Annotated in this window: 22 protein-coding genes; 11 read left to right on the plus strand and 11 right to left on the minus strand. The window is 65.7% G+C overall.

The annotated features are described in order from the left end of the window. The first annotated feature begins 1 nt into the window (after window position 1). The 4 genes from A5711_RS00175 to A5711_RS00190 are packed head-to-tail and all read left to right on the plus strand — an operon-like array spanning window position 2 to window position 4,233. Window positions 2–844 (plus strand): SDR family NAD(P)-dependent oxidoreductase, encoded by an 843-nt coding sequence (locus A5711_RS00175; RefSeq protein WP_067942875.1) that lies wholly within the window; start codon window positions 2–4, stop codon window positions 842–844. 24 nt (window positions 845–868) lie between these two features. Then, window positions 869–1,789, plus strand: coding sequence for a reductase (locus A5711_RS00180; protein ID WP_067942878.1), 921 nt, complete (start codon window positions 869–871; stop codon window positions 1,787–1,789). Continuing rightward, window positions 1,786–3,288: an NAD(P)/FAD-dependent oxidoreductase gene (locus tag A5711_RS00185; RefSeq protein WP_067942880.1), complete on the plus strand. Its 1,503-nt coding sequence runs from the start codon at window positions 1,786–1,788 to the stop codon at window positions 3,286–3,288. The genes A5711_RS00180 and A5711_RS00185 overlap by 4 nt, the downstream gene beginning before the upstream one ends. Window positions 3,289–3,291: 3 nt before the next feature. Beyond that, complete coding sequence (locus A5711_RS00190; RefSeq protein WP_067942882.1) at window positions 3,292–4,233, plus strand: MerR family transcriptional regulator; 942 nt, start codon at window positions 3,292–3,294, stop codon at window positions 4,231–4,233. On the opposite strand, the gene A5711_RS26665 is transcribed toward A5711_RS00190, so the two are convergent. The 3 genes from A5711_RS26665 to A5711_RS00200 form a co-directional block, all read right to left on the minus strand. Beyond that, window positions 4,230–4,418 (minus strand): hypothetical protein, encoded by a 189-nt coding sequence (locus tag A5711_RS26665; protein WP_156768161.1) that lies wholly within the window; start codon window positions 4,416–4,418, stop codon window positions 4,230–4,232. The genes A5711_RS00190 and A5711_RS26665 overlap by 4 nt on opposite strands. Before the next feature lie 179 nt (window positions 4,419–4,597). Beyond that, entirely contained in the window at window positions 4,598–5,614 is a 1,017-nt protein-coding gene (locus tag A5711_RS00195; protein ID WP_067942883.1) for an acyl-ACP desaturase, read from the minus strand. A 168-nt stretch (window positions 5,615–5,782) separates the two neighbouring features. Then, a complete protein-coding gene (locus A5711_RS00200; RefSeq protein WP_067942885.1) occupies window positions 5,783–7,135 on the minus strand; it encodes a salicylate synthase in 1,353 nt (450 codons plus the stop codon). Between the two features lie 433 nt (window positions 7,136–7,568). On the opposite strand from A5711_RS00200, the gene A5711_RS00205 reads away from it, so the two are divergent. The 3 genes from A5711_RS00205 (at window position 7,569) to A5711_RS00215 (ending at window position 10,749) form a co-directional block, all read left to right on the plus strand. Continuing rightward, window positions 7,569–7,781, plus strand: a complete 213-nt coding sequence (locus tag A5711_RS00205; RefSeq protein WP_067203288.1) for a hypothetical protein — start codon at window positions 7,569–7,571, stop codon at window positions 7,779–7,781. A 289-nt stretch (window positions 7,782–8,070) separates the two neighbouring features. Beyond that, window positions 8,071–9,306: a sodium-dependent bicarbonate transport family permease gene (locus A5711_RS00210; RefSeq protein WP_067942887.1), complete on the plus strand. Its 1,236-nt coding sequence runs from the start codon at window positions 8,071–8,073 to the stop codon at window positions 9,304–9,306. A 225-nt stretch (window positions 9,307–9,531) separates the two neighbouring features. Then, a complete protein-coding gene (locus tag A5711_RS00215; RefSeq protein ID WP_067942889.1) occupies window positions 9,532–10,749 on the plus strand; it encodes a sodium-dependent bicarbonate transport family permease in 1,218 nt (405 codons plus the stop codon). A gap of 3 nt (window positions 10,750–10,752) precedes the next feature. Here the strand turns inward: A5711_RS00215 and hemW are convergent, their stop codons facing one another. Then, window positions 10,753–11,925, minus strand: a complete 1,173-nt coding sequence (hemW, locus tag A5711_RS00220) for a radical SAM family heme chaperone HemW (RefSeq protein WP_067942891.1) — start codon at window positions 11,923–11,925, stop codon at window positions 10,753–10,755. On the opposite strand from hemW, the gene A5711_RS27965 reads away from it, so the two are divergent. The 3 genes from A5711_RS27965 to A5711_RS00230 all read left to right on the plus strand — a co-directional run bounded on the left by A5711_RS27965 (window position 11,924) and on the right by A5711_RS00230 (window position 14,703). Beyond that, window positions 11,924–12,187 carry an Ms4527A family Cys-rich leader peptide gene (locus A5711_RS27965; RefSeq protein ID WP_369806053.1) on the plus strand — a complete coding sequence of 88 codons (264 nt, stop codon included), beginning with the start codon at window positions 11,924–11,926 and terminating at the stop codon, window positions 12,185–12,187. The two genes, hemW and A5711_RS27965, sit on opposite strands and share 2 nt — an antisense overlap. A gap of 108 nt (window positions 12,188–12,295) precedes the next feature. After that, a complete protein-coding gene (locus tag A5711_RS00225; protein WP_067942893.1) occupies window positions 12,296–13,963 on the plus strand; it encodes a nitrite/sulfite reductase in 1,668 nt (555 codons plus the stop codon). Next, window positions 13,960–14,703 carry a phosphoadenylyl-sulfate reductase gene (locus tag A5711_RS00230; RefSeq protein ID WP_067942894.1) on the plus strand — a complete coding sequence of 248 codons (744 nt, stop codon included), beginning with the start codon at window positions 13,960–13,962 and terminating at the stop codon, window positions 14,701–14,703. The genes A5711_RS00225 and A5711_RS00230 overlap by 4 nt, the downstream gene beginning before the upstream one ends. A 12-nt stretch (window positions 14,704–14,715) precedes the next feature. On the opposite strand, the gene A5711_RS00235 is transcribed toward A5711_RS00230, so the two are convergent. The 5 genes from A5711_RS00235 to A5711_RS00255 form a co-directional block, all read right to left on the minus strand. Further along, on the minus strand, window positions 14,716–15,810 hold the full coding sequence (locus A5711_RS00235) for a sulfate/molybdate ABC transporter ATP-binding protein (RefSeq protein ID WP_067942896.1): 1,095 nt from the start codon (window positions 15,808–15,810) through the stop codon (window positions 14,716–14,718). A 20-nt stretch (window positions 15,811–15,830) separates the two neighbouring features. Then, complete coding sequence (gene cysW / locus A5711_RS00240) at window positions 15,831–16,643, minus strand: sulfate ABC transporter permease subunit CysW (protein WP_067942898.1); 813 nt, start codon at window positions 16,641–16,643, stop codon at window positions 15,831–15,833. After that, window positions 16,640–17,521, minus strand: coding sequence for a sulfate ABC transporter permease subunit CysT (gene cysT, locus A5711_RS00245; protein ID WP_067942900.1), 882 nt, complete (start codon window positions 17,519–17,521; stop codon window positions 16,640–16,642). Before cysT ends, cysW begins: the two co-directional genes overlap by 4 nt. Continuing rightward, entirely contained in the window at window positions 17,518–18,549 is a 1,032-nt protein-coding gene (locus A5711_RS00250; RefSeq protein WP_067942902.1) for a sulfate ABC transporter substrate-binding protein, read from the minus strand. Before A5711_RS00250 ends, cysT begins: the two co-directional genes overlap by 4 nt. 332 nt (window positions 18,550–18,881) lie before the next feature. Continuing rightward, window positions 18,882–19,076: a hypothetical protein gene (locus A5711_RS00255; RefSeq protein ID WP_067942940.1), complete on the minus strand. Its 195-nt coding sequence runs from the start codon at window positions 19,074–19,076 to the stop codon at window positions 18,882–18,884. A 270-nt stretch (window positions 19,077–19,346) separates the two neighbouring features. Between A5711_RS00255 and A5711_RS00260 the strand changes: the two genes are divergently transcribed. Next, window positions 19,347–21,383: a glycoside hydrolase family 15 protein gene (locus A5711_RS00260; RefSeq protein ID WP_067942905.1), complete on the plus strand. Its 2,037-nt coding sequence runs from the start codon at window positions 19,347–19,349 to the stop codon at window positions 21,381–21,383. Between the two features lie 10 nt (window positions 21,384–21,393). Here the strand turns inward: A5711_RS00260 and A5711_RS00265 are convergent, their stop codons facing one another. Together A5711_RS00265 and A5711_RS00270 are read right to left on the minus strand one after the other, a co-directional pair. Continuing rightward, window positions 21,394–22,104 carry a sensor domain-containing protein gene (locus A5711_RS00265; RefSeq protein ID WP_197520718.1) on the minus strand — a complete coding sequence of 237 codons (711 nt, stop codon included), beginning with the start codon at window positions 22,102–22,104 and terminating at the stop codon, window positions 21,394–21,396. Between the two features lie 200 nt (window positions 22,105–22,304). Continuing rightward, window positions 22,305–23,042 carry a sensor domain-containing protein gene (locus A5711_RS00270; RefSeq protein ID WP_231987394.1) on the minus strand — a complete coding sequence of 246 codons (738 nt, stop codon included), beginning with the start codon at window positions 23,040–23,042 and terminating at the stop codon, window positions 22,305–22,307. Window positions 23,043–23,058: the final 16 nt, after the last annotated feature.

The raw sequence follows: 23,058 nt of genomic DNA on the forward strand, positions 1-23,058 counted from the left end.
CATGTTGGACAGATTGCTGGGGAGGTCGAAACCCAGCCGCGGCGCGTCGGCGGTGGTGACCGGCGCCGGAAGCGGCATCGGTGCGGCCTTCGCCGTCGAACTCGCCCGTCGCGGCGGCGCGGTCGTCTGCAGCGACATCGACAAAGCCGCCGCCCAACGGACGGCCGACGCGATCATCGAACAGGGCGGCAGAGCCACCGCCATCCGTTGTGATGTCTCGAAACTCGAGGATGTTCAGGCGCTGGCGGACCAGTCACAGGCCTGGTTTTCCGGGCCGCCGACACTGGTGATCAACAATGCCGGTGTCGGTGCCGGCGGCGCGGCCATCGGCGATGCGCCGCTGGATGATTGGCAGTGGACGCTGGGCATCAACCTGTGGGGGCCCATTCACGGCTGCCATGTGTTCACCCCGATCCTGCGGGGCTCGTCGCGCGGCGCCCGGGGCATCATCAACGTAGCCTCGGCGGCCGCATTCGGCGCCGCGCCGGGAATGGCCGCCTACAACGTCAGCAAGGCCGGTGTGCTCTCACTCTCGGAGACCCTGGCCGCCGAATTGGCCGGCACCGGGGTGAAAGTCACGGTGCTGTGCCCGACATTCGTGAAGACCAACATCGTCGAGTCGGGCCGAATCAGCGAGGAATCCAGCCAGCTGGCGAACAGATTGATGCGCTGGACCGGATTCTCGGCGGACAGAGTCGCGCGGATCTGCCTGGACGCACACGACCGCGGCGAGCTGTACTGCATGCCGCAACTCGACGCCAAGATCGGCTGGAATATCAAACGCATGGCCCCGCAGGCCTATACGCGTGCGGCCGGCCTGGTGTCCCGAATCAACCTGCCCTGATCACCCAACGCAAAGGAGCTCCCGATGGCCATCGACATGGAAGCTATGCTCGCCAAGATCAAGGATCGCCAGTGGGCGCTCGCCGACATCGATTGGGACGCGCCCGGCGCCGAAATGATCAGCGATGAACAGCGGCCACAGCTCAAGGCGTTCATGGCCGACCTATGCTGGATCGAGAACATCGGCGCCAGGGGCTTCGCTGCGCTGGCGAAGAAGGCACCCACACCGACCATTGCCGAGATCTACCGTTACTTCCACGCCGAGGAGCAGCGCCACGCCAACGCTGAACTGGCGCTGATGAAGCGCTGGGGCATGCTCACCGACGGTGAGATTCCCGAGCCGAACGTCAACATCCGACTGGCGATCGACTGGCTGGACCGCTGGGCCGACGACATGCCGCTGTCTCTGCTGGGCACGGTCATTCCGATGCTCGAAGTCGCACTGGACGGCGCGCTGTTGAAATTCCTCCTCGATGAGGTGCACGACCCCATCTGCCACCAGGTCTTCGAGAAGATCAACAATGACGAATCACGCCACCTGGTTGTCGATTTCGAAGTCCTCGACATGATCGGGCACGCGAAGACCCGACGGTTGCTGATCGACTTCGTCGGTCACAATGCCACTCCGGGTCTCATCATCGGTGCGATCATGGGCGCACCGCTGATCAACAGGATCCGCAATGAGATCACGGCCATGGGTATGGAGCCGGAGCGGCTTTACCGAGCCGTGAAGAGATTCAAAGAGCTTGGCGATCGCGGCGAACGTACCAGGCGGGTACCGACTTATCGTTTCCTGAGGCGTTACGCGGGAGTGGTCACAAATCCACGCCACCCGTACCACCTGCTGGCGAATTCGATGGTATGGCTCTCCGACCGATACCCGCGGCCCCTGCTTCCGTCGGTACCGACTTGGGTTGGAGAACTCACCCACGAGCCGGCGGCGTGACCATGGCAGGCGACCACACCCACGCGGTGCTCATCATCGGAGCCGGCTTCACCGGGCTGGGAGCAGCGATCCGGTTGGCCGATGCCGGAGTCGACGACATCGTCATCCTGGAACGCGGCGAGCGGGTTGGCGGAACCTGGCGCGACACAACCTATCCGGGTGCCAGCTGCGACGTCCCCTCGCTGCTGTATTCGTACTCGTTCGTCAAGAACCCGACCTGGTCGCGTACGTACTCCCCCGCCGCGGAGATCTGCCGCCACCTCGAAGACATGGCGACCAGATTCGACATCCGCCGCCACATCCGATTCGGCCATGAGGTCAACGGCCTGAGCTTCGACGAAGCTAACGGGGTTTGGACCGCAACCACCCGACGCCGCAAGCGATTCCGTGCGCGCACCGTCGTGCTGGCTTCCGGACCGCTCTCGGACGTCAGCTTCCCCGACATTCGCGGTCTGGACAGCTATCGCGGGCACAAGATTCACAGCGCCCGCTGGGACCACGACTACGATTTCGCGGGCAAGCGGGTCGCCGTCATCGGCACCGGCGCCAGCGGGATCCAGATCATTCCCGAGCTGGTGAAACGCGCCGGCTTCGTCAAGGTGTTCCAACGCACCCCCTGCTGGGTGCTGCCGCGCCTGGACGCCGCCACCCCGCCGGCCGTGCAGGCCCTGTTCACCAAAGTGCCTGCCGCCCAGCAACTTGCGCGGCAGGCCTTGTTCTGGGGTCACGAGGCGAGCGCCACAGCCCTGGTGTGGGACACGCCGTTGACCTCGCTGGCCGCGCGCCTGGGCCGGGCACATCTGCGCGCCCAGGTGAAGGACCCTTGGCTGCGACGCCAACTGACGCCGGACTTCCGGCCGGGGTGCAAGCGCATGCTGGTCTCCAGCGACTACTACCCCGCCCTGCAGCGCGACAACTGCAAGCTCATCGACTGGCCGATCGCCACTATGAGCCCGGCCGGCATCCGCACCAGCGACGGCATCGAGCACCACCTCGACTGCGTCGTCTTCGCCACCGGCTATGACGTCCATCTGACCGGACCGCCGTTCGCGGTCACCGGGCTCGGCGGCCGGTCGCTGGCCGACGAATGGGCCGGTGGCGCACAGGCTTACAAGAGCATCAACGTGCACGGGTATCCGAATCTGTTCGTCATGACCGGACCCAACTCCGGGCCAGGTCACAACTCCCTGCTGGTCTACATCGAGGGGCAGCTGGAGTACGCGGTGCGCGGCATCACCGCCATCCTTGACAACGACCTGCGCTATCTCGATGTGCGCGAGGAGGTCCAGCGCCGTCACAACGACAGCCTCCAGCGCCGCCTCACCAAGACGACATGGATGTCCGGCTGCCGCAGTTGGTACCTCACCAAGGACGGATACAACGGGTCGATGTACCCGGGTTTCGCGACGCAGTATCTTCGGCAGATGAGGGATTTCCGCTACGACGATTACCAGGCGGTGGCGCGCCGCACCCGGGCGCTGGCCACCGCGTCGGGCTGACACATGGCACCGGACCGCCCGCTCCACCGTTCTTCAAGCCCCGAGCCTGGCACCATCGCCAGCGTGCTGCACAACGTGCGGCGCGCGCCCAAGCGCGTTCGGCGCCAATCGCGGGAGTACCGACAGTTGATCGAGACGGCGGTCTCGCAGCTTTTCGACGCGGCGGTCCGCCATCCCCACGGCGTCCCCACGTCCGGTGAGTACCGGATCGATGATCTGGCCCGGCTGGCCGGCACCACCACCCGCAACATCCGCGTCTACCGCGACCGCGGACTGCTCCCCCCGCCGACGCGGGTCGGCCGTATCGCATTGTTCAACGACACCCACCTGACCCGGCTGCGGCTGATCACCTCGATGCTCGACCGCGGATACAACATCGCGCACGTTCGCGAAATGCTCAGCGCCTGGGAGCAGGGCAAGAACCTGGGCGACGTGCTGGGCCTGGAGACGGCCATCGCGGGCCCCTGGACCACCGAGAAACCGGAGACCATGCCACTGGCCGAGGCGCAGCGACTCGTTGACGACCCGGACGCGTTCGAGCGCCTGGTAGCGCTGCACGTCATTCGGGTCGACGGAGCCCAAGCCACCGTCATCCGTCCCAAACTGATCGAGGCGTTCAACGAAATCCGTGGCTACGGAGTCAAATTGGAGAAGCTCGTCGACTTACACGAGCAGATCGTGCCCGAAATCGACAAGATCAGCGACATGCTGGTGCGTGCCGGAGCCGAGCACGTGCTGGACCGCATCAAGCCGGGCGAGCCGTTACCGCCGGATGCCGAGATTGCCGAACTGATCACCATGCTGGTGCGCTTCCGCACTCAGGCCGTGGCGACGGTCACCGCCACGCTCGCGTCGTCGATCGAGTCCAACATCGAGTCACTGGTGGGCCACATACTGGCCGACTACCTCGAGTCCAGCTCCGCGCCGGAATCGGCGTCGGGCTAGGCGATGAGTTTTTCGGGTCGGACCACTTGCGGCGGGGCGGGTGCGACCTGCCTGCCGGGTTCCTGCGCTCGTCGACGGTTGGCAAACCCGTAGATGATGCCCGATTGCGGCGTGGACAAAGCGGCAAGCGTGCCCAGGAGCAGAAACCAGTCTTCTTTGAGCCGGTCGATACGTGCTCTAACCATGAGCTTTCCTGACTTGAACATGCGAGGGGGAAGTGTGGGTTCCCACTGAGCCGCGTTTCAAACTGCCCAATGCTCGAAGTTCAGGAGTTAGCAGGTTCGTTGGCCCCGAAGTGAATCTTTAGAGTGCGAATCAAGCGCCACATCGACGTGGCGGGAGCCTCATCGGCGGAAAATCATCGTCAGTGCCCGCTCAGGGTCAGCGTCCCTTCCGTCTTCAGCACCTTGCTGGCGGTGATCCGCTCGGTCTTGCGGGCCTCACGCTCGAGATAGCGCTGCTTGGATTCGTCGAATTTGTCGGAGGCCTGCTCGAGCTCCTTGACCAACACGGCAAGATCGTCGCGCATGCGCGCGGCCTCCCCGGTGAAGTCTTCGCGTTCGAAGATGCGCCACTTCCTGAGCACCGGCATCACCACCTCGTCGAGATGGATGCGCGGGTCGTAAACACCGCCGACGGCGATGATTACCGCCTTTCGCCGGAATTCGGGCACCGTGAACCCGGGCATCTTGAAGTTGCGCAAGATGCGGTGCACCGACTTCATCGCCTGGTTCGGGGCGATGTCCAAACCCGCTCCACTGACATCCCGGTAAAAGATCATGTGCAGGTTCTCGTCGTGCGACACCCTGGCCATCAGCTGCTCCGCGATGGGGTCTTGAGACGCCTTGCCGGTGTTGCGGTGGGAGACCCGGGTGGCAAGCTCCTGAAACGAGACATACATGACCGCGTCGAACAGACTCTCGGCAAACATGTCACCCTGCTGATTCTGCCCCGGGCTGAAGCCCCGCGTCATTTGCTCGAGCCGCAACTTCTCCAGCTCGACGGGGTCGACGGCGCGGGTGACCACCAGGTAGTCGCGCAACGCCGTGCTGTGCCGGGCCTCCTCGGCCGTCCACCGGTTGACCCATTGCCCCCAGGGGCCGTCCATGCTGAAATTCATCGCGATCTCGCGGTGATACGACGGCAAATTGTCCTCTGTCAGCAGGTTCTGCACCATCGCCACCTGCGCGACGTCGGGGAGCCGGCTGTGTCCGGGCTCCCAATCCTGACCGTCGAGCGTGTAGAAGTTCTTGCCGTCCGACCACGGGACATAGTCATGCGGATTCCACTCTTTGAACATCGTCAGGTGGCGGTTGAGCAGATCCTCGACCACCGGCTCAAGTTCGTGTAGTAGCTGCAGGTTGGTCAGGTCGTTGGACACAAAGCCCTCCAGTTATGTGTGCCGTCAAGTAACGCACAATGTATCTGTGTCATGCGGTTACATGAAGATGACACGCCGGAATCCCGGCCAACTAGGGCCAAAGGTCCCTATGCCGAGTGGGCCACCCCGCCGGAGGTCTCCGACGGGCACGAATCAGTCGCGCACGCGCTACTGGCGCGGAACCAGGTACGGCGCGAGGGTGGAGAGCTTTTCGCAGGTCTCTTCGAATTCACGCTCCGGCGTGGACTCTTCGATGATGCCCGCCCCGGCCCGCAACCATGTCACGCCGTCGCGTTCGTAAGCGGCCCGCAGCGTCAGCGCCGCGTCCAAGCCGCCGTCGGCCGAAAACATCACGACCGCACCGGAATACAGTCCGCGCGGGGCGTCGTCGAGACGCAGGATCGCCTCCATCCCGCCCGCCTTCGGGATGCCAGACGCGGTGACCGCGGGGAAAAGCGCTTCCAGCGCGTCCATCCGGTCGTTCGACGGACCTAGCCGCCCGCTGACCGTGGAGCCAAGGTGCTGCACGCTGCCACGTTCCCGGACCGTCATGAAGTCGGTGACCACCGCACTGCCGGGTTCGGCGATCTCGGCCATCTCCTGCAGCGAGCTTCGCACCGAAATCGCATGCTCGACAATCTCTTTGGAGTTCGATTCCAGGTCGTCGCGGGCCTGTTGGTCGCGGGCCAGACCACGACCCAGCGCCCGCGTACCCGCCAGCGGCTCGGTCACCACGATGCCGTCGTCATGGACAGCCGCGACAAGTTCGGGGCTGTAGCCGACGGCGCGAATTCCCCCCAGCCGCAACAAGAACGATCGCACCGGGGTGTTGTGTCGACGACCCAGCCGGTAGGTGGACGGAAAATCCAGCCGGAAAGGTACCTCTAGACAACGAGACAGGATCACCTTGTGGTAGCGGCCCGCCACAATCTCACCGACGGCCGACGCCACCCGATCGCGGTACCCAGACGGGTCAGCGATGACGTCGACGGCGCGGGCCTGCCGCGCCTCGGGCACGCCGTCGCCCAGCAATCCGAGGACCGCGTCACGATGCGCCGCGGTCGCGCCCCACAGCTGGACCGACTCCCGGTTCACCACGATGCGAGTGCGGGGCCAGAACACGCGGGCCAGCGGGGTTCTTGGCGCCAGCCGCTGCTGCAAACCGTAGCGGTAGACGCCGAACTCGAAGGCGATCCAGCCGAAGAGTTGGTCGGTTTCGAGCAACAGCCTGTCGACGGCCTCGCCCAGCACCGACCCGGGCCGCCCCGACCACCGCTGCCGCTGAACCACGCCGTCGCGGATGACGCGCACCTCGTCGCTGTCCAGCTCGACCATCGCGCGCACACCGCTGGCCAGCACCCATTGACCGCCGCGCTCGTAGAGCAGATATTCCTCGCCGACTTGTTCGGGGAGCAACGCGGCCAGCTCGGCGGCCAGGTCGGCCGGGTCGACGTGCGCGGGAAGGGGGATCGGCGATGACGTGGAGCCGGCGGAACTCGTCTGAACGCTGACCTCGGTCACGGTTAGTAAATGTAGCCTAACCTATCTAGCCGCGCGCAACCGCTCCCCGCGCTCCCCGGCAAATCCGGCCGGCCCGCTAAATCTCGCTGCGAGTCGAAGCACCAGCCACCCCGATGGCGGCGCTGCGCTCAACACCGTGGCTGTCGGGCCGGTCGCCGTTCCCGCAGGTAAAGAGGCGGGGCAGAGCAGGAGTCGCCGGCGCCGCGCACCCACCGGTGCACCTCGACACCCCCAAGACACCCCGAACGTTTCCCCACTGTTTACGTTGTGACGCCACATCGACCGGCCACGGTGACGTGACTTCTCTTAAGATCGAGTCGATCCGTGCAAACCGGCTAGCCCGGGATTCAGTTAGGCGCGGGCGAGCTTCATCGCAGTAGGTAAAGGAGTGGCGCGTGAACTCCTATCTGGACGACTGTTCGCGAGCGACGCCATGTTCGTGATCCGGCTCGCGAACGGCGAAGAGGTCCAGGGCGGCGAGAGTGACGAACTCGAAATCAACCAGGAGACCGGCGTGCTCACGGTTTCACGCGTTGACGGTTTCGAGAAAATCACCACCCATTACTCACCAATGGCATGGCTGTCGGTGACACACCGCCAGAAGGGCGTCGGGGTCCGGCCGTCGGTTATTTCGTCGGCGCGTTGATTCTGAGCTGACCCCACAGCAAATACACAGCACTTTCCCACCAAATTCACGCCTGCCAAACCGACGGCGCGCGTTCGACAACTGGCCAGCCATAGGCTTGTGAGCAGCGGTTTCTCCGCGCACCGGTTCGTCCACAGCGCTGCGACACGCTCGTACTACATGCTTTGCATTCGAGTGGCGGTTTGACACCCACGGGGATAGGTTTTGCTCGGTCGTCGGGATGTTCGTGGTGGCTCCGCTTGCGGACGGTGCTTTCCCTGATCACCGCACTCATCGAGGGAGGCATCGAATGCTGCAAGAGTTCTGGCAGAACTTCACCCATAACCTGTTCAAGCCGCTCCTGCTGTTCTTCTACTTCGGTTTCCTCATCCCGATCCTGAAGGTGCGCTTCGAATTTCCCTATGTGATCTACCAGGGCCTGACCATGTATCTGCTGCTGGCCATCGGCTGGCACGGCGGTGAAGAGCTCGCCAAGATCAGCGCCGGCAGCGTCGGTGGGATCGTGGGCTTCATGGTGTTGGGCTTCGTGCTCAACTTCGTGATCGGCGGGATCGCCTACCTGCTGCTGAATTGGCTGACCTCCCTTCGAAGAATCGACCGGGCGACGGTCGCCGGGTATTACGGATCGGACTCGGCGGGGACGTTCGCCACCTGCGTGGCCGTCCTGACGGCCATCGGCATGGCGTTCAACGCCTACATGCCGGTCATGTTGGCGGTCATGGAGATTCCGGGTTGCCTGGTGGCGTTGTACTTCGTGGCGCGACTTCGCCACCGCGGCATGGACGAGGCGGGCAACATGATCGACGAGCCCGGCTACGTCGCGCCGGTGAGGGTCGGCGTCGGGCCCGGCACCGCGGCCCAGCCCCCGCACGGCCAGAGCCTCGAGGCCGAGCTCGAGCGCGGGATCGAGCAGGAGCTCGAATTTTCCCTGGAAAAGCTCGACCACCCGGACTGGGAGCCCGACCAGAGCCCGACCCGCACGGGCAGCAAGCGGGTGCCGATCTTCTCGCGGGAGCTCTTTCAGGAGGTTTTCCTCAACCCCGGGCTCGTCCTGCTGATGGGAGGCATCATCATCGGCCTGGTCAGCGGGCTGCAGGGGCAGAAGGTGGTCGCCGACGACGACAAGTTCTTCGTCATGGCGTTCCAGGGCGTGCTCTGTTTGTTCTTGCTCGAGATGGGCATGACGGCCTCCCGGAAGTTGAAGGATTTGCGAACGGCCGGCCCAGGTTTCATCCTCTTCGGGCTGCTGGCGCCGAACCTCTTTGCGCCGCTTGGCATCCTGGTCGCCCACATCTACTCCTCGCTCGCCCACGTCGATTTCAAGCCGGGAACCTATGTGCTTTTCGCGGTACTCTGCGGTGCGGCGTCGTATATCGCCGTCCCGGCGGTCCAGCGGCTGGCGATACCGGAGGCCAGTCCCACCCTGCCGTTGGCCGCATCGCTCGGTTTGACGTTCTCCTACAACGTGACGATCGGGATCCCGCTTTACATCGAGGTCAATCGGCTGATCGGCCACTGGTTCTAGTTACGCTCGGCCGGCCGGCCCTGACACCGGCGAATAGTGGTGAGCGACAGTTCCTTTGACCGGCCGGGCGGGACCTGGGTCGACGCCCGAACCAGCTGGTTGTTAATTGTTCGTAAAGACGGTTGGGTCGGCTCGCCGAAGCGCGTGGGTTTCCACTAAGTTCGTGGGCGCCGCGAGTCGCGTGCTGCCGGCCGCTGCGCCGGACTGCGTCGCCAGGAGGCGCCCATGCTCTACGAGTTGTGGCAGAACTTCATCCACAATCTCTTCAAGCCACTGTTGCTGTTCTTCTATTTCGGGTTCCTCATCCCGATTCTGAAGGTGCGGTTCGAGTTTCCATACGTGATCTACCAGGGCCTGACCATGTACCTGCTGGTGGCCATCGGCTGGCAGGGTGGCGAGGAGCTCGCCAAAGTCAAACCGGCCGACATCGACAACATCGCGGGGTTCGTAGCGCTGGGCTTCGTGCTGAATTTCGTGATCGGTGCACTCACCTACTTGTTGCTGCGCTATCTGACCCGGCTGCGGCGGGTCGATAGGGCGACGGTTGCCGGCTACTACGGATCGGACTCGGCCGGCACGTTCGCCACCTGCGTGGCCGTACTGACCAGCGTCGGGATCGCCTTCGACGCCTACATGCCGGTCCTGCTGGCGTTCATGGAGATTCCCGGCTGCCTGGTGGCGCTGTACCTGGTGGCCCGACTGCGGCACCGGGGGATGGACGACTCCGGCTACCTGCCCGACGAACACGGCTACACGGCTGCCGTCAGGGTCGGACCGGGTGCGGCCGCCCAAGCAGAAGGCGTCGACGACCGACTCGAGCGCGGAATCGAGCAAGAGCTGGAGTTATCGCTGGAAAAGCGCGAACATCCCGAGCGGGACGGGGGCACCCCGCAGCGCAGGAATGCCCCGTTGTTCTCGCGCGCGATTTTGCAGGAAGTGTTCCTCAACCCCGGACTCATCCTGCTCGTCGGCGGCATCGCCATCGGTTTCATCGGTGCGCTGCAGGGCCAGAAGGTTGTGCACGACCAGAACGAGCTGTTCGTCGCGGCGTTTCAGGGTGTGCTCTGCCTGTTCCTGCTCGAAATGGGCATGACGGCGTCCCGCAAGTTACGGGATCTCAAACTGGCCGGCAGCGGGTTCATCGTCTTCGGCTTGTTGGCGCCCAATGTCTTTGCGACACTCGGCATTCTGGGCGCCTACTGCTACGCCAACCTCACCGATACACACTTTCAGCCAGGTACCTATGTGCTGTTCGCCGTGCTGTGCGGCTCGGCGTCCTACATCACGCTGCCCGCGGTGCAGCGGCTGGGTATCCCCGAGGCGAGCCCGACCTTGCCGCTGGCCGCCGCGCTGGGCCTGACATTCTCCTACACCGTCACCATCGGGATTCCGCTCTACATCGAAATCAATCACGCAGTCGCGCACTGGTTCCCAAGCAGCTGAGCACTACCCGAGGACGGCGCGCACCACTGCATCGGCCAGCAGCCGACCGCGCGGCGTGAGGACGAATCGATCGACGTCGGATACCAGCAATCCGTCCGCGACCGCCCCTTCGGCGCGCTCGAGTTCGGCGGGGCTCAGCACATCACGCGGAAGACCCTGCCGCAGGCGCGTTTTCAACAGCACGTCTTCGGTGTGCAGGGCGTCGGCGTCCAGTCGCTCGAAACCTCCCACCGGCAGTCTGGGAGCGGCCAGCATCTCCGCGTAGGCGTTGGGGTGCTTGACATTCCACCACCGGGTGGCACCGACGTAGCCATGGGCTCCGGGCCCCGCACCCCACCACTGGCCACCGTCCCAATAGCCGAGGTTGTGGCGGCATTCGCCGCCGGGCCGCGACCAGTTGGACACTTCGTACCAGGCCATTCCGGCCTCGGACAACCGGGCATCGACCAGCTCGTAACGGTGCGCGAGCACGTCGTCGTCCGGAGCCGCCAGCTCGCCACGCCGGACGCGCCGGGCCAGCGCGGTGCCCTCCTCGACGACCAGCGCGTACGCCGACACGTGGTCGACGCCGGTCTCGATCGCCGTGTCCACCGAACGCAGCAGATCGTCGTCGGACTCCCCCGGCGTTCCATAGATCAGATCCAGGCTGACGTGCTCGAAGCCCGCCTCCAACGCTTCGCGCGCGGCGGCGGCCGATCGGTTGGGGGTGTGAATGCGGTCGAGGATTCCCAGCACCCTGGGTGACACCGACTGCATGCCGAGCGACACCCGCGTGTAGCCGGCCGCGCGGATGGCGTCGAAGAAGTCCGGCCAGGCCGACTCTGGGTTGGCCTCCGTGGTGATCTCGGCGTCCGGCGCCAGGGCGAAATGCTCACGCACCATGTCCAACACCGCCGCCACGCGCGCGCCGCCCAGCAGTGACGGCGTACCTCCCCCGACGAACACCGTGTTCACGGTCGGTTCGGAAAGCCGCTCGGCGGCCAGCTTCAACTCGGTCCGCAGCGCAGCCAACCAGGCGTCGGGGTTCACACCGCCCAACTCGGCGGGCGTGTAGGTGTTGAAATCGCAGTAGCCGCAACGCGTTATGCAGAACGGGACGTGGATGTACACCCCGAACGGCCGCCCGGGGACGGGCTGCAGTTCGGGCAGCTCGGCCGTTTCCTCGCGAAGTGCCATGCCAAATGATCCCACGGTGGGCGGTACCCGGCCGCGGCGTCGATCCCGCACTCGACGCTTTCCTGGGTTTTCTCACCGGGACGGCCAGCTTAATCCGAATTGCGCTCACCGTGAGCGGATATTTGACCTGGTGGCACGGCCCCCCGATGGGGCATGGCACAATGGACGCGTGACCGTCGCTCAGCCCAGCCTTCGCATTGCGCTCGTGGCGCGGCGGCACATTGATCTCAAGCGTGTTTGCAGCTGTTGCTGTCTCCCTTGATGTCGTAGACCCGCCCACCTGTACGTCCAGCTGGCATCGGATCTGCGCCGCCGATACCACCGGTGAGCTGCGCCTCTATGCCTGCGATGTCGAGAAGGAGTCCTCCGAATGACCACAGCCCGACAGGCAAAACCTCGTAACGAGGGCCAGTGGGCGCTGGGAGACCGGGAACCACTCAATCCCAACGAAGAGATGAAGCGCGCCGGCGCCCCCCTCGAGGTGCGCGAACGCATCGAGAACGTCTACGCCCAGTCCGGGTTCGACAGCATCGACAAGAGCGACCTGCGCGGGCGCTTCCGCTGGTGGGGCCTCTACACCCAGCGCGAACAGGGTTACGACGGCACCTTCACCGGCGACGAGAACGCCGATCTGCTCGAAGCCAAGTACTTCATGATGCGGGTGCGCTGCGACGGCGGCGCGCTCTCGGCCGCCGCGCTGCGCACGGTCGGCCAGATCTCGACCGAGTTCGGCCGCGACACCGCGGACATCTCCGATCGCCAGAACGTGCAGATGCACTGGATCGAGGTCGAAAATGTCCCCGAAATCTGGCGGCGGCTCGCCGCCGTCGGGCTGCAGACCGCCGAGGCGTGCGGCGACTGCCCGCGCGTCATCCTGGGTTCGCCGCTGGCCAGCGAATCGCTCGAAGAGGTGATCGACCCGACCTGGGCGATCGACGAGATCGTGCGCCGCTACATCGGCCAGCCGGATTTCGCCGACCTGCCGCGCAAGTACAAGACGGCGATCTCGGGCCTGCAGGACGTCGCGCACGAGATCAACGACATCGCCTTCATCGGTGTCAACCATCCCGAGCACGGGCCCGGGCTGGACCTGTGGGTCGGCGGCGGCCTGTCGACCAACCCGATGCTGGCCCAGCGGGTCGGCGCCTGGGTGCCGCTGGACGAGGTGCCCGAGGTGTGGGAGGCCGTGACGTCGATCTTCCGCGATTACGGCTACCGGCGCCTGCGGTCCAAGGCCCGGTTGAAGTTCTTGATCAAGGACTGGGGCATAGCCAAGTTCCGTGAAGTTCTCGAAACCGAGTACCTCAAGCGGCCGCTGATCGACGGCCCGGCCCCAGAGCCGCTCAAGCATCCGATCGACCACATCGGGGTGCAACCGCTCAAGAACGGGCTCAACGCCGTCGGCGCGGCTCCGATCGCCGGACGGGTCTCGGGGACCATCCTGTCGGCTGTGGCCGACCTGATGGACCGGGCCGGCTCGGACCGGATCCGGTTCACTCCGTACCAGAAGCTGGTCATCCTCGACGTAGCCGACGACAAGCTCGACGATGTGCTCGCGGGCCTGGAGGCGCTCGGGTTGCAAACCAAACCGTCCCAGTGGCGCCGCAATCTGATGGCCTGCACGGGGATCGAATACTGCAAGTTGTCGTTCGCCGAAACCCGGGGCAAGGCCCAGGCCTTGGTGCCCGAGCTGGAACGCCGGCTCGAGGACCTCAACTCCGTGCTCGACGTACCGGTCACCGTCAACATCAACGGTTGTCCGAACTCGTGCGCGCGGATTCAGGTGGCCGACATCGGCTTCAAGGGTCAGATGGTCGATGACGGCCATGGGGGCTCCGTCGAGGGTTTTCAGGTGCACCTGGGCGGCAGCCTCGGGCTGGACAGCGGATTCGGGCGAAAGCTGCGTCAGCACAAGGTCACCAGTGACGAGTTGGGCGACTATATCGACCGGGTGGTACGCAACTTCATCAAAAACCGCAGTGCGGGAGAACGGTTCGCGCAGTGGGCTATTCGGGCAGATGAGGACGATTTGAGATGAGTGAACGGGCAACGAAACGGACCGAAGCCGAACTGCGGGAGCTGGCGGCGCGCGGCGCCACGGAGCTCGAGGGCGCCAGCGCGAGGGAGGTGTTGCTGTGGACCGATAAGCATTTCGGCGGCATCAACGGGCCCCGCGGCTGGGCCACCTGCAACTACGTGTTGACCTCCAGCATGCAGGAGGCCGTGCTGATCGATCTGGCTTCCAAGGTTCGGCCGGGTGTCCCGGTGGTTTTCCTGGACACCGGCTACCACTTCGCCGAAACCATCGGAACGCGGGACGCGGTCGAGTCGGTCTACGACATCCACGTTCTCAACATCACCCCCGAGCAGACGGTGGCCGAGCAGGACCAGCTGATGGGAAAGAACCTCTTCGGGCGCGACCCGGGCGAATGCTGCCGGTTGCGCAAGGTCGTGCCGCTGCGCCGGGCCCTGAGCGGATACTCCGCCTGGGTGACCGGGTTACGCCGGAGCGAAGCGAAGACCCGCGCCAACGCCCCGGTGATCGGCTTCGACGAGGGCTTCAAGCTGGTGAAGATCAACCCCTTGGCGACGTGGACCGACGAGGACATGCAGAACTACATCGACGAGCACGGCGTACTGGTCAATCCGCTTGTCTACGACGGCTATCCGTCGATCGGCTGCGCTCCGTGCACGGCCAAGCCGCTCGCGGGCGCCGACCCGCGCAGCGGGCGCTGGCAGGGGCTGTCGAAAACCGAGTGCGGGCTGCACGCCTCGTAACGGAGCCGGGCCTTACGCCGACGTCAGCGTGGCTTGATCTTCGCCGGCGCCGGCGGGGCGGCCGTCGCCGTTGTCCGTCGTGTTGACGGCAAGCGATGGAATTCGGGTCGCCCGCACGTAGACGGTGTCCCCCTCGCGTAGGGCCAGGGCTTCGGCGTCGCCGCGGGTGATCTGGGCGGTGAACGCGCCACCGGTGGCGGCGCTGGTCAACTCCACCCGCACCTCGAAGCCGAGCACGACCACGCGGTCGACGCTGGCGCGCACCACCCCGATCGACTCTGCGGTGCCATCGCCGCCCGCGATGGCCATTTCGGGGTTGCGACCCACCCGGATATCGTGCGGGCGAACCAGATTGCCGTTCAGTGTTGAGACCGCCCCGAGGAACGACATCACGAAGGCGCTCGCCGGTGCGTCATAGACCTCGGTCGGCGATCCCACCTGTTCGATACGACCGTGGTTCAACACGGCAATGCGGTCGGCGACGTCCAGCGCCTCCGCCTGGTCATGGGTGACCAGGACAGTGGTCACGTGCACCTCGTCATGGAGGCGCCGCAACCACGCGCGCAGGTCCTCGCGCACCTTGGCGTCCAGCGCGCCGAACGGCTCGTCGAGCAGCAGCACCTGCGGGTCGACCGCCAGCGCCCGCGCGAGCGCCATCCGCTGTCGTTGACCGCCGGAGAGCTGATTGGGATAACGGTTCTGAAACCCGGTCAGCCCCACCACTTCCAACAGATTGTCGACCTTGGCCTTGATCTCCGCCTTGGGGCGCTTGCGAATCTTCAGGCCGTAGGCGACGTTGTCGCGAACGGTCAGGTGCTTGAACGCGGCGTAGTGCTGGAATACGAATCCGATACCCCGCCGCTGCGGCGGCACCCGCGTGACGTCGTGCCCGTTGATGGTGATCGTCCCGCTGTCGGGCTGATCGAGCCCGGCGATGGCCCGCAACAGGGTCGACTTGCCGGAACCGCTGGGGCCCAACAGTGCCGTCAGCGAGCCGGAGGGCACCACGAAGTCCACGTTGTCCAGGGCCACGAAGTCGCCGTAGCGCTTGTTGGCATTGCGCACGACGATGGCTTGGTCGGCGGACCGGCTGGCGTTTTCTGTCATATTCGAATCCCCATGTCAGGCTACCTGGCCGCTCTCGCCCGGCGGATGTCCAAAATCACTTGGAAGATCAGGACCAACACCGCGACGCCCATCAACAACGTCGACAGCGCGTAGGCGCCGTACTCGGCACCACGGTTGTACCGATCCGAGACCAGCAAGGTCAGGGTTTGCGACTTCCCCGGGAGGTTCGACGACACGATGATGACCGCGCCGTATTCGCCTAGGGTGCGGGCGACGGTCAGCACGATGCCGTAGGTCAGACCCCACCGGATCGAGGGGAGGGTGATCCGCCAAAAGGTCTGCCACCAGCCCGATCCCAGGGTCGCCGCCGCCTCCTCCTGGTCGGTCCCCAGTTCGTGCAGGACCGGTTCCACCTCGCGCACGACGAACGGCAGGGTGACGAAGATGCTGGCAAGGACGATGCCGGGCAAACCGAAGATGATCTTGAACCCGAGGTCCTTTTCGACGAAGCCGAATGCGCCGGCCGAGCCCCACAACAGGATCAGCGCAACGCCGACGATGACCGGCGACACGGCGAAAGGCAGATCGATGACCGCCTGCAGCACACCCTTGCCACGAAACCTATTGCGGGCGAGCACCAAAGCGGTGGGAATGCCGAAAACCACGTTCAGCGGCACCACTATGGCGACCACCAGCAAGGTCAGGTTCAGCGCCGAGATCGCCGCGGGAGTGCTCACCCAGTCGAAGAACTGGCCGAAGCCCGGCCGAAACGTCCGCCACAGGATCAGGGCAACCGGAACGACCAGCAAGACGAAAAGGTATGCAAGCCCGACGAAGCGGATCAGGTATCGAACCCTGGGCGATGACGTCACGCCGCCAACTCCTGACGCTTGGCGGCGCGGCCGCCCACGATCCGCAGAATGAACAGCACCACAAACGAAATCGACAGCAAGACGATGGATATCGCGGCGGCACCCGTGCGGTCGTCGTTCTCGATGAGGGTGCGTATCCACTGCGACGACACTTCGGTCTTGCCCGGAACCGCGCCACCGATCAGGACCACCGACCCGAACTCGCCGATCGCTCGTGAGAAGGCGAGGCCCGCGCCGGACAGCAGGGAGGGCGTCAACGACGGCAGCACGACCGACGTGAAAACCTTTGCGCCGCTTGCACCCAACGACGCGGCCGCCTCTTCGGTCTCGCGATCGATTTCCAGCAGCACCGGCTGCACGGCGCGCACCACGAACGGCAACGTGACGAAGGCCAGCGCCACGGCCACGCCCCACGCCGTGTGCTGCAGGTGCAGGCCCACCGGGCTGTTGTTGCCGTAGAGCGCCAGCATCACCAGGCTGGCGACGATGGTGGGCAGCGCGAACGGCAGGTCGATGATCGCGTCGACGAGCCGCTTGCCGAAGAAGTCGTCCCGCACCAGCATCCAGGCGATGACCAGGCCGAACACCAAATTCACCAACGTGACCCCGGCGGAGATGGTCAGGGTCACCCGGAACGACTCCAACGCGGCGTTCGACGTCACCGCCAACCAGAAGGCGTGCCAGCCACCGCCGGCGGCCTGCCAGGCGATGGCCGCCAGCGGCAACAGCACGATCACCGAAAGCCACAGCGTTGCCACTCCCACCCGCAGCGACGTGGTACCCGACCAGCGAGAACGCCCGGGATTCGCTTGGCGGTGCCCGGCGTCACCGGCCGGGTGACCGAGCTCGGGCGGGCCGGGCGTGATCGCGGTCGTCATCCGGTGGCCTGCGTGTAGATCTTGGTGATGCTGCCGGTGGTCTTGTCGAACAGCTGCGGGTCCACCGCGCTCCAGCCACCGAGGTCGGCAATCGTCCACAGTTTCGTCGGCGCCGGAAACTGATCACGGAATTCGGCGGCAATGGCCGGGTCGACCGGCCGAAAGCCGGCCTGCCCCCACACCTTCTGCGCCGTGGCCGTGTATTGAAAGTTCTTGAAGGCGACCGCGGCGTCCAGGTGCGGGCTGGTGGTTACCACCGCAACCGGATTGTCGATTTTGAAAGTCTGCGGCGGGTTGATGTGCTCAACCGGTTTGCCTGCACGCTCGGTGGCGATCGCCTCGTTCTCGTAACTGATCAACACATCCCCGCTGCCCTGAACGAAAACATCGGTGGCCTCCCTCCCCGAACCGGGCCGCAACTTGACGTGTTCGTGCACCAGCTTGCTGATGAAGTCGACGCCGGCCTGGGTGTTGCCGCCGCCTTCGCTCTTGACGGCGTACGGTGCGAGCAAATTCCACTTGGCCGACCCCGAGCTCAGCGGGCTGGGCGTGATGACCTCCACTCCCGGGCGCAGCAGGTCGTCCCAGTCTTTGATGTTTTTCGGGTTGCCTTTACGCACCACCAGGGTCACCACCGATCCGAACGGAATTCCCTTGGTGGCGTCGGTATTCCAATCTTTGGACACCTTGCCGGCCTTCACCAATCGCGTGATGTCCGGTTCGACCGAGAAGTTCACCACGTCGGCCGGCTTGCCGTCGACTACTCCGCGCGACTGGTCGCCCGAGGCGCCGTAGGAGGTGATCACCTGAATGCCCTTGCCCTCCTCGGCGGCATTGAAGGCGGGGATGACCTTGCTCCAGCCGGGTTCTGGGACCGAATAGGCCACCAGCGTGATGCTGGTGCGCGCGTTGGTTGGGCCGCCCCCGCCCACGACGTCACTGGCGCCGCCACTACATCCCGAGATGACTGCGACGATGAGGGCGAGGGCACTCACCGGCCGCCAGCGCGAAACGATGTCGTGGAGCATTCGGGCCTTCCAATACGGGGACTTGGGTGATAGCGGTCCCGTTGCTGCGGAAAGGCGCCTAAACGACTGGGAGGCCTGACGAACCCCATACCAGACCGCACACGGGATTGGCGGTCAGCGACAACAGTGCACGAAGACATGGCGTTCCACGACACCGGATGTCACGTGCATGGCGGGAAGCCTAACAGGAATCGGGAGGCCCGCCACCGCTCGCGTCGCCATGCCGGCGCGCGGCGCGAAGTCGCACACTCAATGCGTTAGCCACCACGCGACGATCACCAGCACCACGAGCGAGACCAGAATCAACGTCACGTGTGACCGGGGCATGGGCGTTACCCTGGCGCCGCACCGGCGTGGCGGGCGCGGCGCATCAGGGTGATGCTTTTGCCGAGCAGGCCGTCGAGCAGTCCCGCCGTCACCGCGGCCACTACCAGCACAACCGGCATCACCACCATGGCCTGGAGTACGAAAGCGAGCCCGGAAAGCCACAGCTCGTTGCCGTCCCACCAATTCAGGAATGCGGTCACGAAGCTCACCCTATTCGGCCCTGCAGCCGAAAACCAACGTGCGCGGTCCGGCCCCGTCGGCGGCGGCCGAGCGGGCACGGTGCCGGCCCGCGCCCGGGTAGACGTCACGGTGATCGAAAAGCGGGCCCCGACACCGCGGCGAGTGCTCGCCTGCCGCGTCGCGATCGGCGGGCTTCCGGAGCGGTTGGCTCGGCGCCGCGGGTCATCCGAAGTTGCGCCACGTCGGCGAAAGAATGGACGCCGGGCCGGTCAACAGATGATGATGTCGGGATGGTCCTGCACGCCCAGCCCGACGACCAGCCCGCCGACGCCATGCCCGAGGAGGCATTTCAAGCGGACACGGCGGCCTTACCTTCGCCCATCGACTTCAGCGCGCCGGCTCCGCTGGCCTCGAGCGGGGCACTGCGGAACCCGTTCCCGCCGATCGCGGACTATGCGTTCTTGTCCGACTGGGAGACGACCTGCCTGATCTCGCCGGCCGGCTCGGTCGAATGGATGTGCGTGCCGCGCCCGGACTCGCCCAGCGTCTTCGGCGCCATCCTGGACCGCAGCGCCGGCCATTTCCGGCTCGGCCCCTACGGCGTCTCGGTGCCCTCGGCGCGGCGCTACCTGCCCGGCAGCCTGATCATGGAGACCACGTGGCAGACCCACACCGGGTGGCTGATCGTGCGCGACGCGCTGGTGATGGGGCCCTGGCACGACATCGAGCGCCGGTCCAGGACCCACCGCCGCACGCCGATGGACTGGGACGCCGAGCACATCCTGCTGCGAACGGTGCGCTGCGTCAGCGGCACCGTCGAGCTGATGATGAGCTGCGAACCCGCGTTCGACTATCACCGCGTGGGCTCCACCTGGGAATACTCGGCCAACGCATACGGCGAGGCGATCGCGCGGGCCACCAAGCAGCCCGACGCCCACCCGACCCTGCGGCTCACCACCAACCTGCGGATCGGGCTGGAGGGCCGCGAAGCCCGCGCCCGCACCCGCATGAAGGAGGGTGACGACGTATTCGTCGCCCTGAGCTGGACCAAGCACCCGGCGCCGCAAACCTACGAAGAGGCCGCCGACAAGATGTGGCAGACCACCGAGTGCTGGCGGCAATGGATCAACATCGGCAACTTCCCCGACCACCCGTGGCGCGCCTACCTGCAGCGCAGCGCGCTCACGCTGAAGGGGCTGACGTACTCGCCCACCGGGGCACTGCTGGCGGCCGCCACCACCTCGCTGCCGGAAACGCCACAGGGCGAACGCAACTGGGACTACCGCTACGCCTGGGTGCGCGACTCCACGTTCGCGTTGTGGGGGCTTTACACGCTCGGGCTGGATCGGGAAGCCGACGACTTCTTCGCGTTCATCGCCGACGTCTCCGGCGCCAACAGCAACGAGCGGCACCCGCTGCAGGTGATGTACGGCGTGGGCGGCGAACGCAGCCTGGTGGAAGAAGAGCTGCACCACTTGTCCGGTTATGACCACGCCCGACCGGTGCGCATCGGCAACGGGGCCTACGACCAGGTCCAGCACGACATCTGGGGCTCCATCCTCGATTCGTTCTACCTGCACTGCAAGTCCCGTGAGCAGATCCCGGAGAGCTTGTGGCCGGTGCTCAAGAAGCAGGTGGAAGAGGCCATCAAGCACTGGCGGGAGCCCGACAGGGGCATCTGGGAGGTCCGCGGGGAACCGCAGCACTTCACCTCGTCGAAGGTGATGTGCTGGGTGGCGCTCGACCGCGGGGCCAAGCTGGCCGAGCGGCAGGGCGAGAAGAGCTATGCCCAGCAGTGGCGAGCCATCGCAGAGGAGATCAAGGACGACATCCTGCAACACGGGGTGGACTCCCGCGGGGTGTTCACCCAGCGCTACGGCACCGACGCGCTCGACGCCTCGCTGCTGCTCGTGGTGCTCACCCGCTTCCTGCCCCCGGACGACCCCAGGGTGCGCAACACCGTGCTGGCCATTGCCGACGAACTCACCCAGGAAGGCCTGGTGCTGCGCTATCGCGTGGAGGAGACCGACGACGGGCTGTCGGGCGAGGAAGGCACGTTCACGATCTGCTCGTTCTGGTTGGTCTCGGCGCTGGTGGAGATCGGCGAGGTGGCGCGCGCCAAGCGGTTGTGTGAGCGGCTGCTGTCCTACGCCAGCCCGTTGCACCTCTACGCCGAGGAGATCGAGCCCCGGACGGGCCGGCACCTGGGCAACTTCCCGCAAGCGTTCACCCACCTGGCGCTGATCAACGCGGTGGTGCACGTGATCCGCGCCGAGGAGGAGGCCGACGGCTCCGGGATGTTCCAGCCCGCCAACGCGCCGATGTAGCACACCGGCCTCAGCCCAGCGCGCTCACTTTGTCTCGCATGACTTGCGCGATGTCGAGGGCCCTGGCGTTCGTGTCACGCGGCGCTTCCTGCGATGCGCCCGATGAGTCGACGAAGTCAACCTCGACTTCGATGAGGCAATTGTCCCGCACCCCAACGGCCCGCTCGGCGGGGAGGGATGGGGGCGAGAACGACGGCGGTGTGTTCCATTGCGTCGAAATGGTAGCCGCGACAACGGAAACGGCACTTTGCACGTGGGAAATCTTCACTTCCAGCGGCAGGCTTCCGCCCGAAAGGGGGACCGTCTTCCCATCGCATTCGCGCCACTGCCTGGCGAACGTCGCGAACACGGCGTAGGCGTCGGCGGCCGTGGGCATGCTGAGGGCCGCCTCTTGCACCCTGGTCACCGCCGCGCCGGACGCGGCGGGCCGCCATGTTGTGAGCGCGACAGCTCGCACGTTGGCGGCCCGATAAGCGCCCGCCTGCATCATCACCGCGACCCCGAGGCAGCCCTCGCCCCCCTGTGATGGCTCACCGCCCAACATCTCGGCGCCCCCGACAAGCGGCGGGGAGCCAGGGTCGAGCTCCACCGGCTCCCTGACAACGCGGGATAGCGCGCTCTTGCCGAGAAGCACCCGCTCGAGGGTCTGCCCGTCGAGGAATCGCGACGTGCGGTTCGCCGGTGGCCGCGCCGCGCCACCGACCGTGGTGGAGCAGCCCATGGCCGAGATCAGAACGACCGAAAGCGCTGCGGCGCACCAACGTCGTCGCCGGGATACCCCACTGCAGCAAATACTTTCCATGCGCTTCTCGGCTACCTCCCACTTCGCCCGAGTTTAGGCTTGAGGGCACGGCGAACCCGTCGGCCACGCGTGAGCACAGCTCAACCCCAGACAAGTCCCAGGTTGGTGGCAGCTGCCGGTCAGCTCAGCCCGCTGACCTTGTCCATCATCGCGTGCGCGATGATGGCGCTGCGGTGCACGTCGCCCGACCCCTCATCCGACGAGCGCGTCGAATTGAAAAATGCCACTTCGACTTCGACGAGACAGTTCCCCCGCACGCCGATGGCGCGTGCCTCGGGCCTGGGTCCGCTCGACGGCAGGCCCGGCAATTGGGTATCGATCGAAATGGTCGCGGCCAGAACCGATTCGGAGAGTCGCACCTCGGAAATGGTGTCCGCGAAGACGATCGCGGGGCGGTCGGTGATGATGCTCGGGCGTCCGATGGTCACGGTGGTGCCGTCGCAGTCGCGCCACTGCTGTGCAAACTGTTGGAACAACGTGGCGGCCCCGGCGGCGCTGGAGAGGGCGACCACACCCTCGGCGACGCTGATGATCTTCGCCGGCCCGCGCTGGTTCCACCACGTCTCCCGCGCCGCATTCTTGACGTCGCCGGATCGATATACGTCCTTCACCATCATCGACGCGACACCCACGCAATTGGCGGGCGAGACCGCACCGAAGGCCGGCGGCAGCACCTCGGGACCGCCGAAGCGCGCCGGGAGGTCGTTTTTGCTTCCGAAGGACTGGCCCAGCAGCTTCGACAGCTCGGCGTCGTCGAGGAGCACCTGCTTGACCGGTTGCCCGGTGACCGGATGGGGCTTCAGATTCGGCGCTGGCCGCGCGGTGCCGTCGACGGTGCAGCCGGTGGCGAGCGCCACGGCGGCCAGGCAGGAG

It is taken from the genome of Mycobacterium sp. E2238, assembly GCF_001672665.1.
Classification (GTDB): Bacteria; Actinomycetota; Actinomycetes; order Mycobacteriales; family Mycobacteriaceae; genus Mycobacterium.